The 12,783-nt window shown below is 53.2% G+C and carries 9 protein-coding genes; 6 read left to right on the top strand and 3 right to left on the bottom strand.

Annotation, left to right across the window (positions count from 1 at the left end; all coding sequences use genetic code 11):
* Window positions 1–167 precede the first annotated feature (167 nt).
* Together lpdA and traT are read left to right on the top strand one after the other, a co-directional pair.
* Window positions 168–1,592: a dihydrolipoyl dehydrogenase gene (gene lpdA / locus SK33_RS19460; protein WP_003018686.1), complete on the top strand. Its 1,425-nt coding sequence runs from the start codon at window positions 168–170 to the stop codon at window positions 1,590–1,592.
* A gap of 194 nt (window positions 1,593–1,786) precedes the next feature.
* Window positions 1,787–2,518, top strand: coding sequence for a complement resistance protein TraT (gene traT / locus SK33_RS19455; protein ID WP_003018683.1), 732 nt, complete (start codon window positions 1,787–1,789; stop codon window positions 2,516–2,518).
* 63 nt (window positions 2,519–2,581) lie between these two features.
* On the opposite strand, the gene SK33_RS19450 is transcribed toward traT, so the two are convergent.
* Together SK33_RS19450 and SK33_RS19445 are read right to left on the bottom strand one after the other, a co-directional pair.
* Window positions 2,582–3,376, bottom strand: coding sequence for a DUF2950 family protein (locus tag SK33_RS19450; protein WP_003018680.1), 795 nt, complete (start codon window positions 3,374–3,376; stop codon window positions 2,582–2,584).
* Between the two features lie 10 nt (window positions 3,377–3,386).
* Window positions 3,387–4,991, bottom strand: a complete 1,605-nt coding sequence (locus tag SK33_RS19445) for a DUF3300 domain-containing protein (protein ID WP_003018676.1) — start codon at window positions 4,989–4,991, stop codon at window positions 3,387–3,389.
* Window positions 4,992–5,439: 448 nt separating this feature from the next.
* On the opposite strand from SK33_RS19445, the gene acnB reads away from it, so the two are divergent.
* Window positions 5,440–8,037, top strand: coding sequence for a bifunctional aconitate hydratase 2/2-methylisocitrate dehydratase (gene acnB / locus SK33_RS19440; protein WP_048219697.1), 2,598 nt, complete (start codon window positions 5,440–5,442; stop codon window positions 8,035–8,037).
* Between the two features lie 174 nt (window positions 8,038–8,211).
* On the top strand, window positions 8,212–8,574 hold the full coding sequence (yacL, locus tag SK33_RS19435) for a protein YacL (protein WP_003018670.1): 363 nt from the start codon (window positions 8,212–8,214) through the stop codon (window positions 8,572–8,574).
* A 33-nt stretch (window positions 8,575–8,607) separates the two neighbouring features.
* On the opposite strand, the gene SK33_RS19430 is transcribed toward yacL, so the two are convergent.
* The gene (locus tag SK33_RS19430; protein ID WP_003018667.1) at window positions 8,608–8,955 is read right to left on the bottom strand and encodes a YacC family pilotin-like protein; all 348 of its coding nucleotides are present in this window, start codon (window positions 8,953–8,955) and stop codon (window positions 8,608–8,610) included.
* 153 nt (window positions 8,956–9,108) lie between these two features.
* Between SK33_RS19430 and cueO the strand changes: the two genes are divergently transcribed.
* A complete protein-coding gene (gene cueO / locus SK33_RS19425; protein WP_003018664.1) occupies window positions 9,109–10,728 on the top strand; it encodes a multicopper oxidase CueO in 1,620 nt (539 codons plus the stop codon).
* Between the two features lie 184 nt (window positions 10,729–10,912).
* Complete coding sequence (gene tcp, locus SK33_RS19420; protein WP_003018660.1) at window positions 10,913–12,568, top strand: methyl-accepting chemotaxis citrate transducer; 1,656 nt, start codon at window positions 10,913–10,915, stop codon at window positions 12,566–12,568.
* Window positions 12,569–12,783 lie beyond the last annotated feature (215 nt).

Raw genomic sequence — 12,783 nt, 5'->3', positions numbered from 1 at the left:
GCCGGCCCGACGGCCGGCTTTTTTCTGGTAATCTCATGAAGTCAGTGAGGTTATTGTGCGAAAGACAAATCGGTTGCCGTTTGTTGTTTCAAAATTGTTAACAATTTTGTAAAATACGGGCGGATAGAACGACCCGGTGGACGACGGGTATAAATTAAGAGGTCATGATGAGCACTGAAATCAAAACTCAGGTCGTGGTACTTGGGGCAGGCCCTGCAGGTTACTCTGCTGCCTTCCGTTGCGCAGATTTAGGTCTGGAGACCGTCATAGTAGAACGTTACAGCACCCTCGGTGGTGTTTGTCTGAACGTCGGCTGTATCCCTTCTAAAGCGCTGCTGCACGTAGCAAAAGTTATCGAAGAAGCCAAAGCGCTGGCTGAACACGGTATCGTTTTTGGCGAGCCGAAAACCGATATCGACAAGATTCGTACCTGGAAAGAAAAAGTTATCACTCAACTGACTGGCGGTCTGGCTGGTATGGCCAAAGGCCGTAAAGTGAAAGTGGTTAACGGTCTGGGTAAATTTACTGGGGCGAACACCCTGGAAGTTGAAGGCGAAAACGGCAAAACCGTAATCAACTTCGACAACGCGATCATCGCGGCGGGTTCCCGTCCGATCGAACTGCCTTTCATTCCGCACGAAGATCCGCGCGTGTGGGACTCCACTGACGCGCTGGAATTGAAAACTGTTCCTAAGCGCCTGCTGGTTATGGGCGGCGGTATTATCGGTCTGGAAATGGGTACCGTGTACCATGCGCTGGGTTCAGAGATCGACGTGGTTGAAATGTTCGACCAGGTTATCCCAGCTGCCGACAAAGACGTGGTTAAAGTCTTCACCAAGCGTATCAGCAAGAAATTCAACCTGATGCTGGAAACCAAAGTGACCGCCGTTGAAGCGAAAGAAGACGGTATCTACGTTTCCATGGAAGGCAAAAAAGCCCCTGCCGAAGCTCAGCGTTACGATGCTGTGCTGGTAGCTATCGGTCGTGTACCGAACGGTAAAAACCTCGATGCGGGCAAAGCTGGCGTTGAAGTTGATGACCGTGGCTTCATCCGCGTTGACAAACAGCTGCGCACCAACGTGCCGCACATCTTTGCTATCGGCGATATCGTCGGTCAGCCGATGCTGGCGCACAAAGGTGTTCACGAAGGTCACGTTGCCGCTGAAGTTATCGCCGGTAAGAAACACTACTTCGATCCGAAAGTTATTCCATCCATCGCGTACACTGAACCAGAAGTTGCATGGGTTGGCCTGACTGAGAAAGAAGCGAAAGAAAAAGGCATCAGCTACGAAACCGCCACCTTCCCGTGGGCTGCTTCTGGCCGTGCTATCGCTTCTGACTGCGCAGACGGTATGACCAAACTGATTTTCGACAAAGAATCTCACCGTGTGATCGGTGGTGCGATTGTCGGTACCAACGGCGGCGAGCTGCTGGGTGAAATCGGTCTGGCGATCGAAATGGGCTGTGACGCTGAAGACATCGCGCTGACCATCCACGCTCACCCGACTCTGCACGAGTCCGTTGGTCTGGCAGCTGAAGTGTTCGAAGGTAGCATCACCGACCTGCCGAACCCGAAAGCGAAGAAAAAGTAATCTTCCCGTTTTTGTGAAAACGCCTCTTCGGAGGCGTTTTTTTTCCCGAAAGCTACCAGTTCTGGTAGTCATCTTATTGATATCTCCACTAAAAAAAATTGCGCAACTGCCGATACTTTTTTCGCCATTGTGTGGCTACTGGCCGCGCGGTTAAGAGGCTCTGGACTCTCTATTACACGAAAAAAGGAAAATACATGTCTTTAAAAAAAATCGCGGTTGTTGGCATGATTGTCGCGGCAATGACGCTGACCGGTTGTGGCGCGATGACCACCGCCGTTAAAAAACGTAACCTTGAAGTGAAAACGCAGATGAGTGAAACCATCTGGCTGGAGCCTTCCAGCGAGAAGACCGTCTACATTCAGGTAAAAAATACCTCTGACAAAGACATGAGTAACCTGCAAACCCTGCTGGCAAATGACCTGTCCGCGAAAGGTTATAAAGTGACCAGTTCACCAGACAGCGCTTATTACTGGGTACAGGCGAACGTATTGAAAGCGGACAAAATGGATCTGCGTGAAGCTCAGGGCTTCCTGAAAACGGGTTATGAAGGTGCCGCGATGGGCGCAGCGTTGGGTGCGGGGATTACCGCCTATAATAGCAACTCCTCTGGTGCGGCGCTGGGTGTTGGTATCGCGGCGGGGCTGATCGGCATGGCTGCGGATGCGATGGTGGAAGACGTAAACTACACCATGGTCACTGACCTGCAGATCTCTGAACGCAGCAAAGCGAAAGTGACAACGGATAACGTTGCGGCGTTGCGTCAAGGGACATCCGGTATCAAGTTGCAAACCAGCAGCGCGCAAGGCGATCGTGCAAAATATCAGACTCGCGTCGTGTCTAATGCTAACAAAGTGAATCTGAAGTTCGAAGAAGCGAAGCCGGTTCTGGAAGCTCAGTTGGCGAAATCTGTCGCTAACATCCTGTAATTTGCTGTGGGTTGCCGGGGGGCGGCTACGCCTTACCCGGCCAACTAATCTTTCGAATTGGTATCAGGGCGCTACGGGCTGCCAGGTTTTATCCGGATGGAATGTGGTTAACGCCTGTGCTTTTTGCTGAGAATCAACGCCGAGATCGGCCTGATAGACTTTATCATCACCGTTAATCATAAAACTCATCACGCCGGTGTGATCATAGCTAACAGGCCAGGCCACCATGGCAAAACCGCTGGTTTTGTCGGGAAGGATACGAAAATGATAGCCGTGATAGCCCGTGCCAGGTTCCTGTGGACTAAAGGCCGGGCCGAGTGGGCTTGGCGCTTCGCCGGGTGAAACAGGCCAGTACAGACCATCTTTTTTCCCTTCAGAACTGACAATCTTTTGCGCGTATTTCTGGTTCATCGCAAAATAGCTCTGCTGGGCATCTACATAAGCGTGTAACGCCTCGATAGCCGCGAGTTCGTTTCGTCCAATCTCACGGGTCAGGATCTCTTCGGCCGCTTCCTTGATATCAAATTGCCAGCCTGAAGCGTTTTTGACGACCGGGATTGGCAGTTGCCAGTCGCTATCCCCGACCACCAGATGCGCGGTATTGCCGTCGACAACGGTATTATGGCGAACCTTCCAGTCGCGCAGGAAACGATCAACCGCATCAGGATCGACGCCTTCTGGCGGTAGAAAATCACGCCAGTTTTCCCCGAGCAGGTTGCTCATTGCACTTTCATTTTGCTCACTAATCGCGTTTGCCAGCGCATCGGTCGCCTGGTCTGGTGTGCTGAAAGATTGTTGTGCCATCGCGGCAGCCGAAACCATGAACAACACAATTCCACTGAGTAGTTTATTTTTCATGTCGGTTCCCTTAACGATGACGGAATTCACGGTGTTCAGCACGCCCGCCAGAAGGCTGGCGCGATGGCTGATTACGGGCGACCTGCCGGCTCTGTGCCCCTCGCTGTTGCTGCGCCTGCCAGTTGGCGGAGCGACTGTCGTTCCCGCTCAGCGCATTGGCGCGTGGCTGGCTGGTCCGTTGTTGAAGATTGCGCTGTTGCACATTGCGTTGCTGCGCCGGTTGCGTGACCCGTTTCTCCTGTCGCTGGGCGGCTGCCTGACGATTCTCACGTTGCTGTGTGCTTGTCCGTTTCGCGGTTTGCGGTTTGGTATCGTAACCACGGTAGTTATTACGTTGGGAAATTTGCTTCAGCTGTTGGCTGGATGCCTGACGCTGGGCGTCTTTCGTGCCCGTACGCGCCGTCTGCGGGAATGTTTTTCCCGTTGATTTTTCCATTTGGCTCATCGCAGCCTGGCGTTGGCTATCACGGTTGACCGGTCTTTGCTGGGTTGAACTTAAGCCTGTAGCCGTGTTAGTGGAGTGGAAGCGGTTATTGAGCTGGTTATTTGGGTATGGCACACCCTCACGATAGGCCGGGTTGTGCTGCCAGGTACGGTTGGCGTCTGTCAGTCGTTGTCCACTGATTTTATTAAAGTTATCAACGTTAATATTGATGTTGTTATCACCATTACGGTTATAGCCGCCATGGTTATCCCAGTCATCATTATGATGGTGATCGTCGTCGTCATCCCAGTCGATGTTGCTGAAGATGGCATAGGTTGTTGCAACACCGAGGCTGAAGCCTAAACCATTAACGAAGCTGTTACCAAACTGCTCGCCGGGCGTTGGCGGCAGATAGGTTGGCGGATAGGCGGTGTTCGGCCAGGTACCGTAAACCGTATTCGGGTTATAGGTAGGAACGTACACCACCTGCGGATCGGCGGATTCAATTTTGATTACCGTTGGGCTTGTTGAGGCGGTCGTGGCTGTTGTGGTCACTGAACTGGTCGTCGACTCGCTGGTGACGGTTTTAGCCGGCGCCGCTTTGGTCACGGTGGTGACTGTCTGCTGCGGTGTCGATTGCAACGCACCGGTCTGTTGCGCCAGTGCACGCAGGCGTTGAACGGAATCCATAACATCTTTTGGCTGCGCAAGGAAAGCATCGCCCAGACTTTGTACCCACGGCGGATTTTCACCCATCAGCGACATCAACTGAGGAAAGGCGACCAGCGATTTCACGCTGGGATCCCAGGGCTGGCTGGCAACGGCCTGAATGGCGGCGTCGCCCTGCATTTTGGGATTGTCTTTTGACCACTGTGCGGCCTGGATGACGTTAGCCGGATAGGTTGAGGCCATCAAAATTTGCGACAGCAGCGAGTCTGGATAGAGTGCGATAGGTGCAACCCACTGATCGATTTGTGCTGCCGAGTAGGTTGGTGCCACGACGGGCGCTGTTTGGTCGGCCGGGGCAGGGGCCGCTATGGGCGCTGGAGCCGGTACTGACGGTTGCTGTGCAACGGGGGCCGGAACTGCAGGCTCCGTAGCACGACTTTTAACGAACATCACGCCTGAGGCGGCAAACAGCCCGACACTGCACAAAAGGACAAGCAGATGTGGCTTAAGGGGCAACTTCATAAAATGACTCCAACGAGACAAGCGCTGTGCCGTGAGGCGTTCCTGTTGCCGCGAGTATTATTCACCCGTGTTAGACAGTTTTGACTTTTATTGGGGATTCACCCGGTAGGTCCGGAAAAAGAGTGTGAGGATTTATTACACAATTATATCTGATGGCTGAAAAGTCGCTGGAAAATTCAGCATCTCGCGCTTGAAAATCAACCGTTTCAGGGTGGTTTTAGGTAGCCTGAATTGCGTTCCGCCTTGCCGCTACACCATTCTTAACGATTCAGCCAATTTTTTATGTTGCTTTTTTGTAAACGGATTAACACTTAATGAAAATCCTGTTATTGTGCCTTATGCGGTACCGGGCATTTACCCTACTAACTACTGTCTCACAGGAGCGTGAAGAGAATCGCCCATCTACAAAAGCGCCGCATTATGACAATGAGAGCGAGGAGATATCGTCGTGCTAGAAGAATACCGTAAGCACGTAGCTGAGCGTGCTGCCCAGGGGATTGTGCCAAAACCTTTAGACGCAACCCAAATGGCCGCACTTGTCGAGCTGCTGAAGACCCCGCCTGTGGGCGAAGAAGAATTCCTGTTAGACCTGTTGATCAACCGTGTTCCTCCTGGCGTAGATGAAGCCGCTTATGTTAAAGCTGGTTTTCTCGCTGCCGTCGCGAAAGGCGACACCACCTCCCCGCTGGTTACCCCAGAAAAAGCCATTGAACTGCTGGGCACCATGCAGGGTGGTTACAACATTCATCCGCTGATCGACGCGCTGGATGACGCCAAACTGGCACCGATTGCCGCCAAAGCGCTCTCTTCAACGCTGCTGATGTTCGATAACTTCTACGATGTGGAAGAAAAAGCCAAAGCGGGCAACGAATATGCGAAGCAGGTAATGCAATCCTGGGCCGATGCCGAATGGTTCCTGAACCGTCCGGCTCTGGCTGAAAAAATCACCGTTACCGTCTTTAAAGTTACCGGTGAAACCAACACCGATGACCTCTCTCCGGCTCCGGACGCATGGTCCCGCCCAGATATCCCGCTGCACGCGCTGGCGATGCTGAAAAACACCCGTGAAGGTATCGAACCGGATCAGCCGGGCGTAGTTGGCCCGATCAAACAGATCGAAGAATTGCAGAAAAAAGGTTACCCGCTGGCTTATGTGGGTGATGTTGTCGGTACCGGTTCTTCGCGTAAATCCGCGACCAACTCCGTGCTGTGGTTCATGGGTGACGACATTCCTCATGTGCCGAACAAGCGCGGCGGCGGCCTGTGCCTCGGCGGCAAAATTGCACCTATCTTCTTCAACACCATGGAAGATGCGGGCGCACTGCCGATTGAAGTGGACGTGTCGAACATGAACATGGGCGACGTGATTGACGTTTACCCGTTCAAAGGCGAAGTACGCAACCACGAAACAGGCGAACTGCTGGCCAGCTTTGAGCTGAAAACCGATGTCCTGATCGACGAAGTACGTGCCGGTGGTCGTATTCCGTTGATCATCGGTCGTGGCCTGACCACCAAAGCGCGCGAAGCACTGGGTCTGCCGCACTCAGACGTCTTCCGTCAGGCGAAAGACGTGGCGGAAAGCAGCCGTGGCTTCTCCCTGGCACAGAAAATGGTTGGCCGCGCCTGCGGCGTGAAAGGTATCCGTCCGGGCGCGTACTGCGAACCGAAGATGACCTCCGTGGGATCTCAGGATACCACCGGTCCAATGACCCGTGACGAACTGAAAGACCTGGCATGCCTGGGCTTCTCAGCTGACCTGGTGATGCAGTCCTTCTGTCACACCGCTGCCTATCCGAAGCCGGTTGACGTGACCACGCACCACACGCTGCCAGACTTCATCATGAACCGTGGTGGTGTTTCCCTGCGTCCGGGCGATGGTGTTATCCACTCCTGGCTGAACCGTATGCTGCTGCCGGATACCGTAGGTACCGGTGGTGACTCCCATACCCGTTTCCCTATTGGGATCTCCTTCCCGGCAGGTTCTGGTCTGGTGGCGTTTGCTGCAGCGACCGGCGTGATGCCGCTGGATATGCCGGAATCGGTACTGGTGCGCTTCAAGGGTAAAATGCAGCCGGGTATCACTCTGCGTGACCTGGTTCACGCCATTCCGCTGTACGCGATCAAACAGGGTCTGCTGACCGTTGAGAAGAAAGGTAAAAAGAACATCTTCTCTGGCCGCATCCTTGAAATCGAAGGTCTGCCGGATCTCAAAGTGGAGCAGGCGTTCGAACTGACGGATGCTTCCGCAGAGCGTTCTGCTGCGGGCTGTACCATCAAGCTGAACAAAGAGCCGATCGTTGAGTATCTGAACTCTAACATCGTTCTGCTGAAGTGGATGATCGCGGAAGGTTACGGCGATCGCCGTACGCTGGAACGTCGTGTGCAGGGCATGGAAAAATGGCTGGCGGATCCGCAGTTGCTGGAAGCCGACGCTGACGCAGAATACGCGGCGGTGATCGACATTGACCTGGCTGACATCAAAGAACCAATCCTGTGTGCACCGAACGATCCGGACGACGCGCGTCTGCTGTCTGATGTACAGGGTGAGAAGATCGACGAAGTGTTCATCGGCTCCTGTATGACTAACATCGGCCACTTCCGTGCCGCTGGTAAACTGCTGGATGCGCACAAAGGCCAACTGCCGACGCGTCTGTGGGTGGCTCCGCCAACTCGTATGGATGCGGCACAGCTGACCGAAGAAGGTTATTACAGCGTGTTCGGTAAGAGCGGTGCGCGTATCGAAATTCCAGGCTGCTCTCTGTGCATGGGTAACCAGGCGCGTGTCGCCGACGGCGCAACGGTGGTCTCGACCTCTACCCGTAACTTCCCGAACCGTTTAGGTACCGGGGCAAACGTCTACCTGGCTTCTGCGGAGCTGGCGGCGGTTGCGGCGCTGATCGGCAAACTGCCGACGGCGGAAGAGTACCAGACCTATGTGGCGCAGGTGGATAAAACTGCCGTGGATACTTACCGTTATCTGAACTTCGACCAGCTGTCTCAGTATACGGAGAAAGCCGATGGTGTGATTTTCCAGACCGCGGTGTAATGCGCTAACGCGTTTTGTGTAAAAACACATCAATGCCCGGAGAAGTCTGCTTCTCCGGGCATTTTTATTTCTATTCCTTATACCCACTACGCTTTTTTTCTGCCGCGCTGCTGCGATAATTACAGCAAGGCGCGATGCGGTATTGGCGCATTGCCGGGAGTAGAGGAAGACATTATGGATTACGAATTTCTGCGCGATATTACCGGGGTGGTAAAAGTGCGTATGTCCATGGGCCACGAGGTGGTGGGGCACTGGTTTAATGAAGAAGTGAAAGAAAACCTGGCCTTACTTGATGAAGTGGAACAGGCGGCGCGTGCGGTTAAGGGCAGTGAGCGCTCCTGGCAGCGAGCAGGGCATGAATACACGCTCTGGCTGGATGGCGAAGAAGTGATGGTTCGCGCTAATCAGTTGGAGTTCTCTGGAGATGAGATGGAAGAGGGGATGAGCTATTACGACGAAGAAAGTTTTTCGCTTTGTGGTGTAGAGGACTTTCTTCAGGTTGTGGCGGCATACCGCGAATTTGTGCAACAGCGTTAATTCATGCGGAGCCAGCGGGCTCCGCTATGTCTGTTACTTCACGTAGGCCAACAGGCTCAGAGAATCACGCGCCAGTGCTTTGCATTTCTTTGCCGTGGGGATGCCGATACCGCTGAGATCGCGGTAGCTGTCTTCACCCAGCGCTTTCATATTGAAGGTATCGTAATTACTCAGGTCCCACTGGTTTTGCTGGGCAAAAAAGACCAGTGCGCGACGGATCTGCCCATTAGGCAAATTCTGGTATCCACAGTCATTTTTCAGAAAAACAAAAACTGCCGTTAAATCGGCCATATCTTCGGCTTCGGACTCGCTGAGCGCGTAGCTGTTTGCGCATACGGCCATCAGGCTGCCGAACAAAACTGTTCTGAAAAACGTCTTCATTGCTTCTACCACTGCATCACGGAATTTAAACGTTAGCATACTGCGAGCGAAGCGACGACCTTTATTATTAGCCGTTCACTTGACCTTCCCGTAAGGGGAAGGCTTATGCTTAAAAGATAGCCTGCTTAAGCTGCTGAATATAAGGAAGTGATTATGCAACGTCGTGATTTTTTAAAGTACTCCGTGGCGCTGGGTGTAGCGTCAGCGTTACCTCTGTGGAGCCGGAGCGTATTTGCCGCAGACCGCCCTGCATTGCCCATTCCTGATCTGCTAACCGCGGATGCATCTAATCGCATGCAGTTGGTGGTGCAAGCCGGACAGTCGAGTTTTGCTGGTAAAACAGCGACGACCTGGGGATATAACGGCAATCTGCTCGGACCGGCGGTCAAGCTGAACAAAGGGCAATCGGTGACCGTGGATATCCATAACCAGCTTGCCGAAGAGACGACGTTGCACTGGCACGGGCTGGAAATCCCTGGTGAAGTCGACGGTGGGCCGCAAGGCATAATCCCGGCGGGCGGAAAACGTTCAGTGACCTTCACGCCGGATCAGCGCGCGGCAACCTGCTGGTTCCACCCTCATCAGCATGGAAAGACCGGTCATCAGGTAGCGATGGGGCTGGCCGGACTGGTGCTGATTGAAGACGAAGAGATTCGCAAGCTGATGCTGCCTAAGCAGTGGGGAATTGATGATGTGCCGGTAATTATTCAGGACAAACAGTTCTCTGCTGATGGGCAGGTTGATTATCAACTGGACATCATGACCGCCGCAGTCGGCTGGTTTGGCGATACGCTGCTGACCAACGGGGCGATTTATCCTCAGCATGCCGCACCGCGCGGCTGGCTACGTCTGCGTCTGTTGAATGGTTGTAACGCGCGCTCGCTGAACATTGCGGCCAGCGACAATCGTCCTTTGTACGTCATTGCCAGCGACGGTGGACTGTTGGCGGAACCGGTAAAAGTGACCCAGCTTCCTATGCTGATGGGCGAGCGCTTTGAAGTGCTGGTGGATGTCAGTGACGGCAAAGCTTTTGATCTGGTCACTCTGCCAGTTAGCCAGATGGGGATGGCAATTGCGCCATTTGATAAGCCGCACCCGGTGATGCGCGTTCAGCCGCTGCTGATTACCGCTTCCGGCACGCTGCCGGATACGCTGACATCCATGCCATCGCTGCCGTCACTGGAAGGTCTGACGGTGCGCAAGCTGCAGCTGTCGATGGATCCGATGCTCGATATGATGGGCATGCAAATGCTGATGAAGAAATTCGGCGGTCAGGCCATGGCGGGTATGGATCATGGAAAGATGATGGGCCATATGAATAATGACAATATGGACCACGGCAATATGAATCATGGCAATATGAACCACGGTGAGATGGGGAATATGCAGCATGGCAACATGGGCAACATGAAGCATGGCGGATCGTTTGATTTCCATAATGCCAACCGGATTAATGGTCAGGCGTTTGATATGAATAAACCGATGTTTGCCGCGGCAAAAGGGCAGCATGAACGCTGGGTGATTTCCGGTCAGGGCGACATGATGCTGCATCCGTTCCACATTCACGGCACGCAGTTCCGCATTCTGTCTGAGAATGGCAAAGCGCCTGCCGCACACCGTGCGGGATGGAAGGACACGGTGCGGGTAGAAGGTGGCGTGAGCGAGGTATTGGTTAAGTTTGACCATGACGCGCCAAAGGAGCATGCCTATATGGCGCACTGCCATCTGTTAGAGCATGAAGATACCGGGATGATGCTCGGCTTCACCGTCTAAACAAATCGCGCTGTGCTTATCCGGCCTGCAGAAATCTCTCGTAAGCCGGATGAGACACAGTCTCTTTACAGTGTTTCATCGCACGACTCCCACCTCCTGCAAATTCTGCTATTGCACATAAAGTAATCGCCTTTAGAACCGATAATCATTGGGTACCCAATGTGAGTTCAATGGATGAAATACTATGATTAAAAATGTGCGCGTTATTACCGGCATTCTTCTGGTTCTCGCCATTTTCTGTTTGCTACAGGCCGTGACAGGAAGTTTTTTTTATTCTGCAGTAAGCAATGATCGCCATAATTTCCAGAACTCAGGCACCCTGAATGCCCAACAGGAAAATCTGAGTGATAGCGTCAATACGCTGATTAAAACCCGGGTAACGGTAACCCGCGTAGCAATTCGTTTCTTAAAGAACCAACGCGATCCGGCCTCACTGGCGGCAATTGATACTTTGCTAAAAACGGCGAGTGAGTCGATGAAGAAGGCTGAGGGATACTTCGCGCATTATCAGTCATTGCCGCAGGTGTCGGGGCAGAATCCGCAAATTGCATCTGAAATGGAAAAACAGTATCGGCAGATGCACGACGTGATGGCGTTATCGATAGAGTATCTGCGCGCAAATAACTATCAGGCCTATGGCGATCTTGATGCTCAGAAGGCGCAAGATGAAATGGAAGCCAGCTATGACCAGTGGCGTAACGAAAATAACGCGTTGCTTCAGCACGCGGCGGCGGAGAATCAGCACAGCTTTACCCGCATGCAATGGACATTAGGGGCGATTGTCGTCGCTGTGCTCATCGTGCTGGGCATGATCTGGAGTGGGTTGCAGCATATGCTGCTTAAACCCCTGGCGCAGATTATGGAGCATATCCGCATTATTACCCGTGGTGATTTGACCCATCAACTCGACGTCCAGGGACGTAATGAAATGGGGCGTTTGGCGACGGGGTTAGATGAAATGCGACAGTCGCTGATTTCGACAGTCACGTCGGTGCGTAACAGCTCAGAAACGATTCATAGCGGTGCAGCGGAAATCTCGTCAGGTAACAACGATCTGTCTTCGCGTACCGAGCAGCAGGCTGCTTCACTTGAAGAGACTGCCGCCAGCATGGAACAGCTTACTGCAACCGTGAAGCAAAATACGGACAATGCGAAACAGGCGACTCAACTGGCTAAGAATGCGTCTGATACTGCCGCGCGCGGTGGACGGGTTGTTGATACTGTCGTGCACACGATGAGTGAAATTGCCGGTAGTTCACAGCAAATAGCGCAGATCACCAGCGTCATCGACAGTATTGCTTTCCAGACCAATATCCTGGCGCTCAACGCGGCGGTTGAGGCAGCCAGAGCAGGAGAGCAGGGACGCGGATTTGCTGTTGTGGCGGGTGAAGTCCGTACTCTGGCAAGCCGTAGCGCTCAGGCAGCCAAAGAGATCAAAGCGTTGATTGATAACTCAACTCACAGCGTGGGGATGGGATCTCAGCAGGTGTCGGACGCGGGTAAAACGATGAAAGAGATTGTCGCTGCGGTCACCCGCGTGACGGACATCATGGGAGAAATCGCCTCAGCCTCAGAGGAACAGAGTCGGGGGATTGAGCAGGTGAGTCTCGCGGTCTCGCAGATGGACAGTGTCACACAACAAAACGCCGCGCTGGTAGAAGAGTCTGCCGCCGCCGCCGCTTCGTTGGAACAACAAGCTGAACAGTTACGACTGGCCGTGGCAGCATTTCGCATCACTCGCGATACCTCCAACAGTGAGCATCGGAAACCGCCTAAGGATGCTCCGCAAGCAACCTCTGCGGGGAGTACGACACAAGACCCGCATTGGGAAACGTTTTAGCCACATGCTGTCGTGCGAACCAGGTTTTGCTTAATAAGCATACAAAAAACGACGCAAACGGGTTCTCCTGTGAACTATCAGAGGAACCCGCTCTCTTTACTGGTATACTTCATCAACTGAATTGTTTGTATGCTGTCGCAAGTTTTGTGGTTAGAGCGGGTCGCCGTCTGTCAGTCGGTGTATCAACGTAAGCGCTTTCTTTCGATCTGCATGAT

This window comes from Citrobacter sp. MGH103, from assembly GCF_001034475.2.
GTDB lineage: Bacteria > Pseudomonadota > Gammaproteobacteria > Enterobacterales > Enterobacteriaceae > Citrobacter > Citrobacter freundii.
Note: the sequence above shows the minus strand (reverse complement) of the source record. Positions and strands in the feature narration are given on the sequence as shown.